Here is a 16,928-nt window from a genome sequence, read left to right as displayed (position 1 = left end):
GCCGCCGTCAGGGCGGAACCCTAAGTGGCCGTTACCGCAGGAATGGATATGTACATAATCCAACTGTGTCGCCTGCCAGGCCGCCTTCGCGAGCAAGCCCTCTCCCACAGTTTGATCGCAGTGCGGCAGGTAGATAGGCGTCACCCGTCAGGCCGTCATCGCAGGCAAGCCAGCTCCCACAGTTGGACCGCGGGGTGTCAGCGTCGGCCATCACACCAACGCCCTGCGCTCGCGCACAAAGCGTGGCATCTGATCCCCAGGCAGCGCCTTGCTGAAATACCACCCCTGAATAAACAACTCAGGCCCATGACTCAAGAACGCCAACTGCTCAGCCGTCTCCACCCCCTCTACCACCACACCCAAATCCAAGGCCTCGCAGAAGCGCAACATACCGGTCAGCACCTGGGCGCCTTTAGGGTCACGCTGGGCCACCACAAAACTGCGGTCAATCTTGATGAAATCCACAGGAAACTGATGCAAGTAACTCAGCGCAGAAAACCCAGTGCCAAAATCATCCAGATAGACCTTGGCCCCCATGCCCTGCAGCTTCTGGATGGTCTGGCGAGTGGCCGGGATATCACTGACCAGCGCGTCTTCGGTAATTTCCACTGACACCTGCCCTCGGGCCTGGGCAAGAATTTCCACCAGGCGGTCGCCATAGGCGGCGTCCTTGAGCGTGGCGCTGGAAATATTGATGGTCATCGGCAGTTCAAAACCCACCTTCAGCCATTTCTGATACTGACGCACGGCCTGGGACGCCACCCACACATCCACGTCCGGCATCAGCCTGGCGTGCGCCAGCCATTGCAGGAACTCCCAGGGCGAATGCACCGTGCCCTGGCTGTCCCGGGCGCGCATCAGCGCCTCGCAGCCGGTGCACAAACCGGTGCGGGTGGAGACCTGGGGTTGAAACTCAAGGTAGAACTCGTAATCACTGATCTGCTGGATGCGGTTCAACTCAGCGGCCTGGCGGGCCAAGGTCTGGTGAGTTGCCAGCACCGGGTCGAACTCCAGCAGGCGGCCTTTCTCTTCGAGGCCGCGAAACGTCATGTCCAGGGATTTGAGGTACACCGTACCGCCATCGCTGGACTGGCGATGAATCGCCCTGACGTAGGGCGCATACACCAGCGTACCGGCCGTCAGCAGAACGACCTGCAACACCACCGCCGCCACGTCGCCGTGGGTGCTGAGGTAGGCATTGAGCAGCACCGGGGCGGTAAACGGCACGCTGGCCACCGCGGGCGACACCCAACCCAGTTGAACCACCATCAACGCCACCATCGCGTTGAACGCCGGTACCAGTAGAAACGGTATGAACAGGCGCGGGTTGAGAATGATCGGCAAACCGAACAACAGCACCTCGCTGACATTGAATAACGACAACGGCAAACTGGCCACCGCCAGCAAGCGCATGGACTGGCTCTTGGAAAACAGCAGGATCGCCAACAGCAGGCATAAGGTTGCGCCCGAACCACCGATAAAGGCAAAACTGCCCAGCAAGCCGTTGTTGAGCAGGTACAGCACCGGCTCCCCCGCCGCCAACGCTACGCCATTGAGCGCCACCGCCTGGTCCAAGGCATCGAATAACGGCTGCATGGCATACACGCCGTGAATGCCGAAGAACCACAGCAGCGAATTCATCAGAGTGACAAACAACCCACTGCCGTAAGGCGCCTGCAACGCATCAAGCACCTGCGGCCCCTGGATTTGCGCCACATGGGGGATCAACAGCAGCAACGACAACACCGCCACCAACGCCAAGGCTGTGAGTGCGCCAGGCACCACCATGTTGATGGTGCCCTTGAGGTTATGGCCGACCAGGTCCTGGTTGACCAGGCGCGTCCAGCGAAAGCGGTGCAGCCAGGCGATGGCCGGCACATTGATCAAGGGCGAAGCAATGGCAATAAAGAGTAGGAACGTGGCCGAAGCACGTGGGTACTCACGCAGCACGAAGGTTGCGACCACCACATGGGCCAGGCACAGAAACGCGACCGGCAGCTGTGGCAGACGGTGTTGAATCGCCAACATATAACCGATGGAGGCCGCGACCAGCAGTGGGATCACCGAACTGATCTGTTTATGCAACTCCGCCAGGAAACTCACCACCTGCGGATCGAAACCCAGCGCCTGGGCGCATTCGGACAGAATCAGGAAACCGGCGGACACCAACAGGCACGGCAGGATCCACAGCAGTCCTTCACGAATCGCTCGCAACGACTCCGTACTGGCCAGGACTGCCAGGCGCTGGGTCAGGAAAAGTTTGAACAGGGTGTGCGCCATGGGCCGTCCTCTGCCTGTCACCGACTGCCGCTGAAGATCAGGGCCGGAAACACCCGCTAACGCTACACGCCCTGATAGCCGAAGCGAAAGCCTTTATGCCCGTCCCCGCCCGGCTTTTTTGCCAGTGAATGCCGGGTTGCTAGACTAAATCCTTACAGATTTATCGAACTTTCTGACTTGAATCATCCCCTAAGGCTGTCTGAGTCGGTATCATCCGCACGTTTTGTGCGTGTTATACGATGTTACAACCTGTCTGATAATGGGTACGCACTCAGGGAATCTTGCCTGGAACGACAACAGGCCAAAGGAGAGAACCTCACTATGCAAGACAAGCGCTCAAGTAACATGCGTCCTCTATTTGTCACCATCCTGCTGTGGTTGTGCAGCGTGGTGTTGCTGTTTGTGATCAAGAACGTCATTGAGTTGTTTACCGGGCCTGTGGCTGAAACCTGGGTAGACCTGGCCCTGGTGCTGGTCGCCTACCTGATGTTTTTCTTGCTCGCGCCGTTGCAGAACTGGATGCGGCGCAGGTCGCGCAAGCGTGCTCGCCATCACCTCAACGCACGCACGTCCGATAGCAGCTCCCACCCTTCTCATTAAGGTGTCTACCTATGTCGGCACCTAACGACACTCACCAGCTCGCACTGGACAGATTCCTGCGCGAACAACCGCAGGTCGCTGCCGAGCTGGACAGCCTTAACCCACTGGTAGCCCAGGCCAGGGGCGAAACCCTGGCGCAGTATCGCGCCGAACGGCTGCATGAGGCTTTCGAAGCGTACGCTGAACAGCAAAAGCTGTTCGCCTGGGAATTGACCCTCAAGCTGACGGCCGACTCCACCGAAACCTTCGAGGCTCAGCGCCGCGAAGTGCATAAAGAAGTCGCGCAAATGGCGGGCATGGACTGGGCGCAGTACTGCCAGTTGCACGGCTTGGCCGTTTGACCTTTGCCCTACATGCACCAGCGTGCTCGGTTACGCCCCATGACGTGACGCAACTCGGCGACCGTTATGCTTCGGTGCTGCGGGTCTATCGCCAACGCGGCCTGTAACGCTGCCCAGCAATGCCTGGGCAACTGCGCGGGTCGGGGCAGCCGGTCTGTAAAGGCGCGCTTGCCAACGCGACTGCCGTGGGCCAGTTCGTACAGGATGCAGGCCACGCCGTAAAGGTCGGCGGCAGCGGTCAGCGCACCGCCGGCCAACAGTTCCGGGGCGGCGTAGGCAGGTGTCCAGGCATTGAAACGACTGCGGCTGACACTCGGCAACCCTACGGCAGCCTCTGCTTGAGCATGGCCCAGGCCAAAATCGAACAAGCGCACGCCCTCCTCGCCCACCATGACATTGGCGGGTTTGACGTCACCGTGCAGAACATCTTGCTGGTGGGTGTAAACCAGCGCATCCAGTAACTGCAAGGCGATAGGGCGCAACTCCCGCCAGGGCAAGCCATAGGGGCACTCCAGCAGCAGGCGGTCCAGCGTCACCCCTTGTAGCAACTCCATGGTGAAAAACGCGACGTGGCTGTGTGTATCGACCTCAAACGAAAACACCCGTACCACACGCTCATGCCGAAGGCTGCGGGCCAAGGCAAACTCGCGGTACAACAACACATGGGCGTCGGGGCACTGGGAAATGGGTTCGTCGAGTAGCTTGATCGCTACCTTGGAACAGGGTTCGCCCAACTGCTCGTGCAACAGGTCGCGCGCGCGGTACACCCTGCCCATACCACCGCTGCCCAAGACACGTTCAAGGTGATAACGCCCAGCCAATAAACGGGAAGATGAAGCTGTCGAGTTCAAGGCTGCACCACGACCGCGGTCAGGTCATCACGTACCGGCCTGCGCAACGCCCCTGCAAATAGCCGTTCCACTGCCCGTTGAGGCGTGCCCATGCTCAACGCCCGCCCCAGGTCAACGTGGCTGAGGCCCTGATACAAGCCATCACTGCACAACAAAAACACGTCCCCTGGGCGGGTGCGCAGTTCCAGTACTTCAAGGTGCAAACGCGAACGCGCGCCAACGGCCCGGGTCAAGGCCCTGGCACCCGGGTAGGCCTGGGCTTGCGCCGCACTCAACTGCCGCTCGTCCATAAGGCGCTGCAGCAGCGAGTGGTCCTTCGACAACTGATAAAGGCTCTGGTCGCGCCATAGATAGCAACGACTGTCCCCCGCCCATAGGCAGGCTGCCCGGCCCTTCTCCAGCAACAGGGCAACCACGGTGCTGCCCATCGTCACGTCACCGCTTGCGCCAGGCTCTGTCCATGCGCGCCTCACCCCTTGGTTGACGTCCTGCAACCTGTGGCGAATCGCCTGAATACGTTGGTCAAGGTTGCCGTCCGCCGACACTGACGCCAACTGGCTGACCACCCACTGGCTGGCGACATCCCCGTGCCGATACCCGCCCATGCCGTCCGCCACCACCCAGCAACCCGCGCGCGGGTTGTCCAGGAACGCATCCTCATTGCGCAACCGCGCCTGGCCTCGCTGCGTGCGCCCGGCGCTGCGCCACGGGGCCTCCATCGGGTTCACAGCTGCTCCGGCAGGCGAAAGGTACGCCATGAGTCCATGTCAAACGGGCCAGGCGTACGCTGGCTGGTGAGCCGGTAATTGGCACGCAGGCCGGCGAGGTCTGCCTTGAGGATCTGTATATTTCGGCCACTGGCGGGCTCTTTCTGCAGCAGATCCAGAAACCGGAACAACGACCACGCCCCGGTGTTCTTTTCGATACCCAAGGGTCGCTGCTCCGTGCCTCTCTCCAGAACGAGGCTGCTGCGCCCATTGTCTGCATCGGTGGGCCAATGGAACGCCATGGGTACGATCGGACCGTGGCGATACTCCAATTGCTGGTCGCCAAACCGCAGGATCGCACGGCTGACCGATGGGTCCAGGCTGTAGGCCGCCAAGGTGAATCGCACAGATAACTCCCCCGCGTCTTCGGTAAAAAAACCGCGGCGGATGACCTGAGTTTTCATCAATTGCTCCAGCAGCGCACGGGAAACCGGCAAACTCTGGCCATCCAGCCCACGCAGTCGGTAGCGGCTGCCGTCGACGCTGATAAAAGGCCGCAGGTAGCCCTCATAAAAGCGCGCCATTACCCCGCGTGGCTTGAAGAACTCCTGAAAATCGTGAAGGGCGACCTCACTGCTGGCGTGCGCATTGAATGGGTAACGTCGGCCAATGGCCTTGGCATAAAGGCTATGCACCTCGCTCTGATAACGTTGGTTGACGTGCACATAGGCCTGTTCCAGCAGATGCCGCCAACTGTCATCGGCCACACCTTCGAGCCAGCCGGCAACGGGCAGCGGCAGGCGCGCGGCGGCGTCACGCAGATTGCCCAATGCATCCTGCTGGCCCTCCATGCGCTGCCTGGCGCGCAGGAAAGCCGCCTGCTCGGGTGCGCTGTCACGGTTCAATGCCGTCAGTTGCAGGTGTACTTCATCCAGCAGGCGCAACGCCTGAGTCAGCTCTACGCCGGGGTTTTGCTGCTCATCCAGCAATTGATGCAAAGGCTCAAAGCGGCGCTGCAAGGCGCGCCGCGGCGCCTCGACAATAGCCGTCTGCCCTGCCGTCAACCGCGACTTGGCCATCTCGCCCAGGTCTACCGACTGCTGGGCCACTTTGTCCAGCAGCCCATGGCCTGGCAACAGGCGCGTGTTTTCACGCACCTGTTGCAACAGACGAATCAAGGGCGATTGCGCTGACGTCAGGTTCATCAGTTGCTCGGCATCCTGGCGCAGGTTGTCGGTCTCTTGCAGCCTGACTCGGCCAAGCGCATCGCTCCAGGCATCGGCATACTCGCTGAAATAGCGCTGCTGCAATTCAGCCATCAGGCGCCGCAAGTCCTGAGGCCCCAGGTCGGAGCCCTGCCCGAGTACCCAGTTGTCCTGGGTGATGGCGTTGACCAAGCGCGGGCCCTGCGCCTCGAAGTACTGCACATAGCGTTTGGTATAGAACCCCGGCACAGGCGGATCGATAGTGGCGAACACCTTACCGTCGGCCAGCCGCAACGGTTCCAGGCTGCGCGCTTGTTCGCGCAATACCCGATAGACCCCATCGGCCAACGATTCGCCCCTCAGCGCTTCACGGGCCTGGGCCACCCGCTCCGCGTTGAGTGACACCACAAAAGGTTGCTCCAGCAGCCGCGCAAGGTGCACATTGAGGCGCTTCTGTGTTGGCATATCCCCGGCAAACCGCACCGACCAAAGGCTTGCAATATGTTCTGCCAGCCAGGTCGTGTCACGGCGTTCGCGCAGATTGAGCATCAGGTAGGCCCGCAGGTCGTCGAGCAGCCGCTCCCGGTCCCCGAGACTGGCAATTACCTGTTCTTCCAATTGGGCGGCTGTCCAGGCCAGAAATGGCTTTTGCAGCGCGTGATCATAGGCTTGATCGACGCTGGGACGGCTCAGTTCGCCCTGATACAGTCCGGTGCGCTCCACCAGGCGTACATCTGCCGGCTCTGGAAAAACCTGGGTCGCCGCCAGTCGCGCGTCCAACAGCGCCAACAGCGCCGTGCTTTCATCGCCGGCCGCAAGGGCGAGCGGCGGGTGTGAGGTCAGCGCCGCCAATTGCGCCAAGCGTTGGTGGTTGACGGAGTAACTGTGCCCCCATAGCCCGCCGACACCGCCAATAACCAGCGCCGCAGCCATCGCCTGCGCGCCCTGGCGCCAACGCAGACGTTGCTGTTCCTGAGCCTGCAAACCCGCAAGGTCGGCCTCGGCGAAGATCACCTGGCTGAACAGGCCCTGCACAAAGCGCGGGTGCCTGCCATCGGCGCAGGTCAAGAAGAACCCTCGCAAACCGTTGATGGGTTGGTAGCGATGAGCGCAAAACGCCATGTCAACGAACAGGCTGACGCGCTCCCCCATTCGTGCTGCCTGCTGGGGAAACTCCAGCATCTGCCCACGTCGCTCGACATTGCGCTCCTGATGCAATCGCCCAATCAGTTCACTGTTCAAGCGTTGCAATAATCGCTCGACCGCCTGACGAACCTGCGTCGTGTCAGTACCCTCGGCGCAGGCATGCAGGTGCTGCCCAAGCACACTGTCGGCACTTTCTCCAAGGGGTGAGTCGAAGTACTCAGCGAATCCCGGCAACTGGTCGGCGTGGGTCAACACCAGGTAAATCGGCACATCCACATGCAGCGTCTGTTGGATCTCCTGCAAGCGCGAATGTACGCGGCGGGCATGATGATCCAGGTCGTATTCAGTGGCGCTCGCCAGCGTATCGGCCGATAACGTCACCACCACACCGCTGAGCGGGCGCACTCGGCGACGCCGCCTAAGCAGTTGCAGCAAGGTAGCCCAACCTGCGGCGTCCACTGAACGGTCGGGCTGGGTAAGGTAGCGTCCCGGGGTGTCGATCAGGACACCTTCGTCGCCGAAATACCAGTCACAATGGGCACTGCTACCGATCGGCCGCGCTTGCGCGTGATCCAGCGCCAGCGGTAAGCCCGCTGCCGCCAGCAACTGCGTCTTGCCACTGCCCGGTTCACCGATCAACAGGTACCAAGGCAACTCATGACGCCAACGTGCGTTACGCTCTCCATAATGGCGGGACGTCTTGAGCAGGTGCACGGCTTTCTTGAACCGACTGCGCAGGTGTCGGCGTTCGTCCTCCACCCCCGTCATCGGCTGCTGGCGCGCCTCGCGCTCCGGCCTTTGGCGCCAGGCGGCAAAACCGGGCCCCGCAAACGCCATCGCCAGTCCCCATAGCAAGAACACACTGCTGATGGTGACCAGCCGCGCAGTCGCCCCGGCCCAGATACGGTGGTCATCCACCGCCAGCAGCGGCCCCAAAAACCACACCATTGCCGCACAGGACAGCACCAGCAACAGGCTCCACACCCAAATCCTGCCCAGCACGGTGCCCATCCCCTTGAAGAATGCGATCATTCAATGCTCCCAGCGTTTACAAAGGCGTGCGGAGCAGATCCGACGCCGACAGTTGAAGGGGTTGCAGCGCGTGCGTACGCTCGTTGCTCAGTACCCAGGCAAACCCTGTGTACATCGCCAGCACACATACCAAGGTGAGGCCGACCCACCAAGTGGCAGGGATGACACGCACCAGCTTGCGCCGTTCGGCCTTTGGCTGGGCAGGCAGTAGCGCTACCGCCGCCGGTTCCCCACGTACATGCCTGATCTGGCGATACAACGCATCGCGCACCGCCTCAAGTTGCGACACGCCCCGCTCCATCACCCGGTATTTGCCTTCGAACCCCAGGGACAGGCACAGGTACAGCAACTCCAGCATCGCCAGGTGCTTCACCGGGTCGCGCGTGAGGCGCTCCAGCAACTGGAACACTTTTTCGCCGCCAAAGGTTTCGTTATGAAAGCGGCTCAACAGGCTCATCTTCGACCATTCGCTTTGCGCCCCCCACGGGGTCGTCACCACCGCCTCATCGATCACGCTGCACAACACATAGCGTGCCGACATGACCTGGCTGTTCTCCACGCCGCCCTGCAAGGCGCGGGTTTCGAACTGAGTCACCGCCAACGCTAACCGATCGTTGAGTGTGCCCAGGTTTTCACGGCCGGAGCAGACCCTGAGCCCTATAACTTCAAACAATACCGCCCAGGCTGCGGCAACCAGCGGGTTGAGCCCTGCCTGAAAGCTCTGGGTATCGAGCCTGTGGCCCGCGTAGATCATGCGGTCTTCCAACTGTTCGTAGCGCGGCGGCGACGGGAAATCCGTCAACGGCCCCTGGGCAGGCTCATGAGTCTCCCGGTCGAGCAGGACGGTTTTTTCATCCTGGGTGTATTCACTGTCCATGGCATTCAGTTCCTGATGGCCCAGAAGTCGAGTTCAAGCCCGGTGAATTCACCCCCTACGTGGAAAGCGAAACCGCCCGACTGCTCCATCTGCGCGATATCACGGGGGCTCATATCGAGCATGAAATAGGTCTTGCCGGCATGGAACGGAATCTGTCGCGGCGCCACTGGCAAGGGTTTGACCTTGATACCGGCCAAGTGCAGGTTGACCAACTCGCGTATGCGCTCAACCGGCGCGACTTTCAGGTGTGCCGGCAGGCGCTGGCGTAGTTCATGCGCCTCACACTGCGCGGTGGCTGCCAGGATGAAGGTGGCGGTGCCCAGCAGTTTCAACTCGCTGACCGGGCATACCAGAACGCCGTATTGGCGTGGCTGCAATGTCAACTCGATCGCCTGTTGCTCCAGCACCACCGACAGCGCCATGCGCAACTGCGCCATCAGAGCGCGAAAACTGGCGCCCTGATCACCGTGTTGGTAATGAACATCCAACTGCGCGCGTTTGCTGTCAGTGGTGAAGGTTGATAGCTCCCCAAGCAGCGACACCAGCGCACGGAACACCGCTTCGGGCCGCACCCGCGCCTGGCTCAGGCAGTGGCGCAGCTCCAGCTCGCTACGATTGATCACTTGCAGCATCAGGAAATCGACGATGTGCGTGCCTGCGGCTGTGCTCTCGCCACGAATGCGCGCCGCGATGGCATCGCCCCGGCTGGCAAGCAGGCCAATTACCTCCTTGAGGCACGACGCCACGTACCCGTGCTCCTGCACGAAGATAAACGTCGGGATGAACGCCGTATCCAGATTCACGCCGCCCTCATTGCTGGCGTTCAGTACCTGGGCCACCTTGAGCTTGACGAAGTGCTGGTCACCCGGCTGTTCACCCAGCACAAGACGTAAATCCGGGCGCGCGCAGTGGATTCGGCAACGCGTATCCACGCCCACGTTGGAGTCTCCCACTTCCACTTCACAGCTGAGGTAGCGCGCCAACACCTCGCTTTGCGCAGGCTGGCGGACCTCAAGGTGACTGCCGCTGGCCAGCGGCAGCGCCAGGTAAACCCCTTGCGTGCCTGCATCCTTTGGCACCTGCAGCACCAGCGGCTCCATGGCGGCATTCAATTCAAACAGGCTGCCGTCCGGTAACACGCCACTGGCCTGGTTGACCACCAGCTTGCCCAGCTTGAGGTACTGTGTATTGAGTTCGAGCGTGAGCAAACCCCAGGTGTCACTGCCCAGCAGGCGGGTCTGATTGAGCTGCTGCTGGTAATAACGGTCGTTGTGCTGCAAGTGCTGTGGCCGCAACAACATGCCTTCCTGCCAGATAACTTTATGAACCTGCATGTTATTGCGTCTCCACAGCAGCGAGCGGGTCAGCAACACGTATACCGCCCTGGTCCAGCACCAGCTCGGCACGGTTGCGTTGCTGCACCGTCAAGGGCACCAACAGCCGCCACTGGACATGGGGCAAATCTCGATAAGCGGCCAGCACTCCCACAAAACGGCTCTCAGGAGCGATGCGCAGTTTGAGCGCCAGCCGGTCACCCGGGCGCAGTTCAACCTCCTCGCTGCCGACCCAGTCCTTGGGCAGCGCCTGCTGCGCATTGCCATACAGGCTGAAGAAGTCGGCATGTTCAAAGGCGACGCCATGGCGCAGTTCGATCAACTGCACCACCACGGGAGAAGGACGACCGTGCAGGTCCGGGTTGACGAGCTCGCTGGCGGTCAGCGCCACATCCAGCTTGGTCAGCGTGGAGAATGGTGAGACGGCGCTGCAGCCCGCCAATAGCCCGCACAAGAGCAACAGCGAAACAAGGGTGGCTCGATACATGACTATCATCCTGGAAAATCAATGTGCAGGCTGGAGAGCAGGCGCAACTGCTCCTCGTAGGCTTTGGCGAAGTCGCCGCCCAACGGGCGATCATTCTGCTGTTCTTGCGCCACCACACGCTGGTAGTGACGCTGGTAGGCCCGCCAATGCCCGCCATCGGAGAAAAACCCGGCCGATTTGCCCTGGGACTCAAAGCACCCCAACAGGTGGCTGGGCTCAAAGGCCGCGCGGGCGTTACGTATGGCGCTTCGACAAGCGGCCAGCAGCGCAATCTGATGCACCTGCAGTTCTCGGTGCACCTGGGCAATGGCGCGCACGGCAGGCAGTTGCCCCAACTCCCGGGTATCGAGCATCGCGGCCAACGCAGCATCGGTGTCGCGATACACTTTCAAGGGGTTCTGGCCCGTGCCCTGACTGGCGAACGCCGCCGTACCCAATTCGTTATTCAGTTCTTCCCGAGTGCGCAAACCGTGTTGCAGCCCTTCGATCGTCAACCGAAACAAGCGTGCCACCTTGATCGCCAGTGCCTCCCGGGCCAGCGTGTCGAGGGCCGTAAGGTCGACACCCAGGACCGCTGCAAATTGTGACCAGAACACCTCGTTGGTCGACGGCGTCATCGCAACAGCGGGTACGGCGGCAACCCCTATCGAAGGGGCTTGCCGACGCGGCAATGCCACGTGCTCGCTATCGGCCCCAAAGTGATCTGCCCATATCGCTTGCTCATCGGCGCTCTTGTTCAAGGCCTCCAGATCATCCGAGGTGGCCTGCAGCTGGCGATCAAGCTCCAAGCCGTGCAGCGGGTCCAGCGACAGGAAAGCGTCATCGGGGATCGGTACTGCCGCGGGCGTCAGCAACTCGTCGGAAGGTCGCGTCGATTCCAGCAGGCGCGCACGTATCGTCAATACCCCCAGCTCGAAGACGTCACCGTCACTGATCAATCGCGCCTGCCCCTTGCGCAGGCGCTCAGGACTGCTGGCCAGCCCTATACCGTTGCGGCTGATATCCGTGAGGAAATAACGGCCTTCACGGTAACCGATCAACCCATGATGGCTGGAGAGTACGCGGCTGGCGTCAGGGATCACCCAGTCACATCCAGGGCCGCGCCCGATCACGCCGCCTGCACCGTCAAATACTTTGCGGGCCAAAAGTAGGCTCTTGTCGCTTTCGCACGCGCAGACCTCAAACACAAGCTGCAGCTTCATGCCCTCTCCTTTCAGCGGCCACGAATGATCGCCTGCGGATCACCCAAGGGGTGGTACTCGGCATCATCGAACACATAGTTGGCGTTACAGCCTCCCAACAAACACATCACCAGCACGACGACGTGCCACGCACGATCAGGCATCAGGCTTCTCCCCCAGTAAAAATCGAGTGCGTCATTCAGCGTTCCTCCCGGGCATCACCAAAGGGAATGTTCAAACGGGCCAGACGGTAAAGCAGGGTACGCCGGGCGACCCCAAGCTCCCGCGCGGTACGGGTGCGATTGCCGTGGTTCTTGTGCAGGCAGTCGAGCAGGAACGTGCGCTCCACTCGCTGCATACGTTGGCGCAGCGTCACGTCATCGGGAGTGGCCGGCTTTGGTGCCAGGGGCAGCGCCAGGTGCTCGGGCCGAATTATGCGGTCGTCACACAACAACACGGCGCGCTCCACCAGGCATTTGAGCTCGCGCACGTTGCCGGGAAAACCGTGGCTGGAGAGTTGATCGAGGGCCGTATTCGACCACTCGACAGGTGGCCGGCCCAACGCTGCGCACACCTTGGCCGTGAAATGGCGCGCCAGTTGCAGCACATCGCCGTCTCGCTCGCGCAGGGCCGGCAAGGTGATGGGGAACTGAGCCAGGCGGTAATAGAGGTCTTCACGAAAGCGCCCTTCGGCGACCATCGCCGCGAGGTCGCGGTGGGTCGCGGCAATGATGCGCACGTCGACCTTGTGTGCCGCACTGGCACCCAGCGGGCGAACCTCACCCTCCTGCAATACCCGTAGCAATTTGGCTTGCAAGGGCAGCGGCATATCGCCGATCTCATCCAACAGCAACGTACCGCCATGTGCGGTGTCGAACAGCCCCGCGTGATTGCGTTCGGCACCCGTGAACGCGCCTTTGCGGTAACCGAACAGCTCGCTTTCAAGCAAGCCTTCCGGGAACGCCGCGCAGTTTTGCACCACAAACGCCTTCGCCTTACGCGGCCCGGCCGCGTGAATGGCCCGGGCCACCACTTCCTTGCCCGTGCCGGTCTCGCCCTGCAGTAGCACGGTGTAAGGGGTGTTCAAGACTTTACTGATCAGCCGGCACGCCTGCTCCATCGCCGCGCTGGTGCCAATCAAGCCGTATGCACCAGCCAAGGGTGTGTTGCATTCGGGCTGTGTGCCAACGTTGGGCTGGCCATCGCGCAGTATGCGCAACTGGTTGACGGCGAAGCTGCCCAAATGCCCCAAGGAGGGAGCGTAGCCTTGCAGCTGGGCCGGGTGTTGGCGGGCGCACACAAGCACACCAGTCATGCGTTCGCACCGGTTGAACAGCGGCACGCTTAAGAGTGCCCGCCAAGGTGTCGCCAATGCTGGCAGGAAACACGTGTCATGGCCGCTGCCTTGCACATCCTCCAGGCTCAACGCTGTGCCCTGGGTCAAGGTGTCGTGCAGCAACTGTTGGGAATGCTGACCAGGCCGTGAAGGCACTACGGCGAGCGACGGCACCTGGGCAAGATGTTGGGCGATCAGTTCAAGCCCGCCGGTCACTTCATCGAGCAGGTACAATTGGCTGACGTCGCACTGGCTCAGCCGGGCCGCCGCGCTGACACATACGTCAAGCAACGCGTGTTCATCACGCTCGAACCCCAAGCGTGCGAAACAGGCAGACAGTGCGTCGATCATGTGTTGCAAATCCCTGTTCATCATGTCCATTCATCCCTAATGAAAATTGCCGGTTAGCGTGACGACGCCATCGGCCCGCTCGCGCCCCAACCAGGTGGTCCAGCCCAAGCGGCAAATCGTGTTTTCGCCAATGTGCAGGGCTCTGATCTGACCCTGTGCCATTACCAGACGCAGGTCGTATTCCAATGGATCGCGCAGGGTCAGGCGCACCAGCGAGCGCAGCGGCTGACAGGCCTTTCCCGTGGGCAGGAAGTCGTGAAAACGCTGCCACCCCAACGCGCGGACATGCACCGTGAACTTGCCACTGCGGTCAGCGACGCGGCGCCCCAGCACCAGGTCCTCGCCAAGCACACTGTTGGCCCGTCCCAGGTCATTGCGCTGTACCTGGCTGACCTCGACCTGGCGTTCAACCCACTGCTCGATAAACAACGCGTCGTGCTTGAAGTAGTAACGCAGGACCGACTCGATCAACGCCGCCGAGTGCACACGCACACTCAGCAGGCCCAGGTAGGGCAGCAAGCGCTTGCAATCGAGCTGGCAAGCGCCACGGATCGCGGCACCACCGAGCCCCGTCAGGGCAAACATCTGCTCGGAAAAACCGTCATTGGCGCCTGCCCGGAAACACGCCCGATAGCGGTATTTGCGCCAGATCGGGAGCATCAGCCGGTGCAGGCGATGATGGAACAGATCGAGGAAGTCTCGAGTCGGGTTGCCACCCGGCTGTTCGGCAAATGCCTGCTCACCATAAAACGCAGGCAGTGGGGACCCGGCGCCAAATAACCCCAGCACATTGAGACGCAGGCGTGCGCGCAAATGCCCGTGTTCCATAAAGAACTCCACTCGGTCAATATCGTGCGCGGCAAACCCCAAGCCAGGGTTGGCCTGGAACTCCAACTGGTCGTACAGCGCGTCCTCATCCAGCAGCGGATGAGCCTCACGCAATCGCTCGGTGACCTGCAAAACCGCCTGGAACAGCGTGTATTCACGGATACCCCGGCAAAGTTGATTCAGAGCAGGGGTTGCTGCCCGATCCGGGATGGCCATAGATACACGTCTCCTTGTGTGCTGATGACACGCAACTCGTGATGGGAATTGAGGCTGGCATAAAGCGCAAAGAACTGATTGAGGACCGAAGCGAATACAAACAAGTCGCCCTGACCGACAAAGCCCTGGGAATCGACGGTCAGATCGACCCGCACACCTCGCACGGGCAACCCACGATGCAGGCGATCAATCGCCTCATGACAGATAGCGCGCAACGCCCCCAGTCTTTTCTGGCTGACCTTCAGCGCCTGGCGATCGTAATAACGCGGCAGGTCGTAGGTTTCGAGAATCACTCTCAAGGCGTTGATATCGGTCAACGACAAATAGTTGAGCGACATGTTGCTGATGAGCTTCCACAGAAAATTCTGGTCCAGGGGCGGCGCGTAGCTCGCCGTTGGCGCGGTGATATTGCGGAACGTCAACGACTCCGGTGTCTGTTCGCCGGGCTGGTTGATGTCGCCTGCACGTAATTGCCGTGGCAGATTGCAATTGGTGCAGGTCAGTTCAACCGACAGGGTTTCCTGGCCCTGTTCGCGGCGATTGCCGAACCCCATCCAGGTGTCGAGCCCGGCATGTTGGACCGACGAACGTTGGCGAATGCTGTAGCTGGGCGGTGCCGCCAAAGGCTCAGTGTTGCAATCATGTTCAAACGACTCGAACGGCACGTAGGTTTGATAGCCCAAACCACCGGGGCGCCAGCCGGTGACCTTATCCACGGAAAACACGCTGGCATTGCCCGGCGTGTATTCCCCAGGCACCAGGAGGTACTCGTCCTGTTTACCGTCCAGGCGAATGGGAACGGCATCCTGGGTAAACAGGTTGACGATGGGCGTGCAATACAGCTTCACGTTATCCAGGGTAGGACGCAGGGGCTCACGGCCCTGGGTGCGAAGTTCGAAACGCATCACCAGGCCGTGCGCCTGCCGGAGCAACTCGTGAGACAACGTGTGCAACACGTCCAGGCCTTCGACATCGACAAACAGGTACTTCTCGGGAAACGCGAAGTACTCCTGCAGGTGCCGATAACCCTCCAGGGTGTTCTGCGGATAAGGAATCAACGCCTGCTCCGGGGCAAACCCCACCGGCCGGACGTGGTTGGCATTGAGCCGCAGCGTCACGGGTTGACCATCGCCGGTGTTGATCGGCAGACCATCGTGATCCACGAGCTGCAGGCTGATGCCCTCCAGGTGCCGCAATAGGCTCAGATACAGTCCCTGACTGATGTAATGGTCACCGGCCAGGTGCAGTCGCAGCGAATCGAATATCAACTCACTGAAGCTGCCGTCGACACTCATGCGCAGGCGCAAGTCCAACCAGGCCCCTTCGCCCTGGCATCTGTATTCCAGGCCGTTGAGCTGCAACGGCATGACGTCGGTGGCATAGCAGGTGCGGAACCGGCAACGCTCTCCTTGGATGGGGGCGCTTTGCACAGCAGTGTCCCGAGCCACCCGAACGCTGGGGCCGGCACGTTTCAACGGGTCGAATTGCAGGATGCTGAAGGCCGGTATCGGCCGCATGTAATGGGGCCAGAGCAGGTGCATCAATGAGTGCGTCAACTCCGGCAGTTCGTCATCCAGCTTCTGGCGCAGGCGCCCGGTCAGGAATGCGAAGCCCTCCAGCAAGCGCTCGACATCCGGGTCCTGGCCGGCTTCGCCAAGAAACGGCGCCAGGGCGGGATTACGTTCGGAAAAACGCCGCCCCAGTTGGCGCAGCGCGCTGAGTTCACTTTGAAAATAACGGTTAAGCGTCATCGGCACAGACCTCAACCCGCCCGGTATCGATAAGGCGCGCGTGGAACACCACAGGATGCAGGGCACCCTCAATCATCCGCTCAGCCTCAATGGCGAATGCCAGGGACAAGGAGTCACGCACAACCGGCAGCAGCCTGACACGTACATTCGTCAGCCGCGGCTCATAGGCCTGGATAAACCGTTCGATATGCAGGCGCGACTGACTCAAGGATTCATGCAAGCTGAGCCGCATGTCATTGAGGTCAGGCAAGCCATAATCAGGCAGCGTCCGGACACTGCCCGCACGAGTGCTGAGCATTTTCCCCAAATGTGCGGCGATGGACGCCACGGCGGCGCCCGGGTTAGACGCACCACGCTCAAGGCGTTCGAAAAGGCTGTTGTGCTCAAGCATGCCCTGGCCTCTGC

The 16,928-nt window shown here is 61.1% G+C and carries 15 protein-coding genes; 2 read left to right on the top strand and 13 right to left on the bottom strand.

What is annotated here, in order from left to right; all coding sequences use genetic code 11:
- Positions 1-210 precede the first annotated feature (210 nt).
- Complete coding sequence (locus QK296_RS20005) at positions 211-2,280, bottom strand: EAL domain-containing protein (protein WP_003191766.1); 2,070 nt, start codon at positions 2,278-2,280, stop codon at positions 211-213.
- Positions 2,281-2,625: 345 nt separating this feature from the next.
- Between QK296_RS20005 and QK296_RS20000 the strand changes: the two genes are divergently transcribed.
- Positions 2,626-2,880 carry a hypothetical protein gene (locus tag QK296_RS20000; protein WP_223816885.1) on the top strand — a complete coding sequence of 85 codons (255 nt, stop codon included), beginning with the start codon at positions 2,626-2,628 and terminating at the stop codon, positions 2,878-2,880.
- An 11-nt stretch (positions 2,881-2,891) separates the two neighbouring features.
- Complete coding sequence (locus QK296_RS19995) at positions 2,892-3,221, top strand: DUF6388 family protein (RefSeq protein WP_003191771.1); 330 nt, start codon at positions 2,892-2,894, stop codon at positions 3,219-3,221.
- An 8-nt stretch (positions 3,222-3,229) separates the two neighbouring features.
- Here QK296_RS19995 and QK296_RS19990 read toward each other — a convergent pair whose 3' ends face one another.
- From QK296_RS19990 to tssE, 12 genes are read right to left on the bottom strand one after another with little or no spacing between them, the layout of a single operon-like run.
- On the bottom strand, positions 3,230-4,072 hold the full coding sequence (locus QK296_RS19990) for a serine/threonine-protein kinase (RefSeq protein ID WP_003191773.1): 843 nt from the start codon (positions 4,070-4,072) through the stop codon (positions 3,230-3,232).
- Positions 4,069-4,791, bottom strand: coding sequence for a PP2C family serine/threonine-protein phosphatase (locus tag QK296_RS19985; RefSeq protein ID WP_282391220.1), 723 nt, complete (start codon positions 4,789-4,791; stop codon positions 4,069-4,071). Before QK296_RS19985 ends, QK296_RS19990 begins: the two co-directional genes overlap by 4 nt.
- Before the next feature lie 5 nt (positions 4,792-4,796).
- Positions 4,797-8,162, bottom strand: a complete 3,366-nt coding sequence (gene tssM / locus QK296_RS19980) for a type VI secretion system membrane subunit TssM (protein ID WP_282391219.1) — start codon at positions 8,160-8,162, stop codon at positions 4,797-4,799.
- Positions 8,163-8,178: 16 nt separating this feature from the next.
- The gene (icmH, locus tag QK296_RS19975) at positions 8,179-9,039 is read right to left on the bottom strand and encodes a type IVB secretion system protein IcmH/DotU (RefSeq protein WP_003191778.1); all 861 of its coding nucleotides are present in this window, start codon (positions 9,037-9,039) and stop codon (positions 8,179-8,181) included.
- 5 nt (positions 9,040-9,044) lie between these two features.
- On the bottom strand, positions 9,045-10,373 hold the full coding sequence (gene tssK / locus QK296_RS19970) for a type VI secretion system baseplate subunit TssK (protein ID WP_003191780.1): 1,329 nt from the start codon (positions 10,371-10,373) through the stop codon (positions 9,045-9,047).
- 1 nt (position 10,374) lies between these two features.
- A complete protein-coding gene (gene tssJ / locus QK296_RS19965) occupies positions 10,375-10,860 on the bottom strand; it encodes a type VI secretion system lipoprotein TssJ (protein ID WP_003191781.1) in 486 nt (161 codons plus the stop codon).
- A gap of 5 nt (positions 10,861-10,865) precedes the next feature.
- Positions 10,866-12,062 (bottom strand): type VI secretion system-associated FHA domain protein TagH, encoded by a 1,197-nt coding sequence (gene tagH, locus QK296_RS19960; RefSeq protein WP_034135773.1) that lies wholly within the window; start codon positions 12,060-12,062, stop codon positions 10,866-10,868.
- 11 nt (positions 12,063-12,073) lie between these two features.
- Positions 12,074-12,205 carry a hypothetical protein gene (locus QK296_RS19955; RefSeq protein ID WP_003191783.1) on the bottom strand — a complete coding sequence of 44 codons (132 nt, stop codon included), beginning with the start codon at positions 12,203-12,205 and terminating at the stop codon, positions 12,074-12,076.
- 35 nt (positions 12,206-12,240) lie between these two features.
- Positions 12,241-13,752 (bottom strand): sigma 54-interacting transcriptional regulator, encoded by a 1,512-nt coding sequence (locus tag QK296_RS19950; protein WP_094775013.1) that lies wholly within the window; start codon positions 13,750-13,752, stop codon positions 12,241-12,243.
- A gap of 12 nt (positions 13,753-13,764) precedes the next feature.
- Entirely contained in the window at positions 13,765-14,772 is a 1,008-nt protein-coding gene (gene tssG, locus QK296_RS19945; protein ID WP_057710431.1) for a type VI secretion system baseplate subunit TssG, read from the bottom strand.
- On the bottom strand, positions 14,736-16,523 hold the full coding sequence (gene tssF / locus QK296_RS19940; RefSeq protein ID WP_282391218.1) for a type VI secretion system baseplate subunit TssF: 1,788 nt from the start codon (positions 16,521-16,523) through the stop codon (positions 14,736-14,738). Before tssF ends, tssG begins: the two co-directional genes overlap by 37 nt.
- Complete coding sequence (tssE, locus tag QK296_RS19935) at positions 16,513-16,914, bottom strand: type VI secretion system baseplate subunit TssE (protein ID WP_003191790.1); 402 nt, start codon at positions 16,912-16,914, stop codon at positions 16,513-16,515. Before tssE ends, tssF begins: the two co-directional genes overlap by 11 nt.
- Positions 16,915-16,928 lie beyond the last annotated feature (14 nt).

The organism is Pseudomonas sp. AL10 (assembly GCF_029960685.1).
Lineage (GTDB): Bacteria > Pseudomonadota > Gammaproteobacteria > Pseudomonadales > Pseudomonadaceae > Aquipseudomonas > Aquipseudomonas lactis.
Note: the sequence above shows the minus strand (reverse complement) of the source record. Positions and strands in the feature narration are given on the sequence as shown.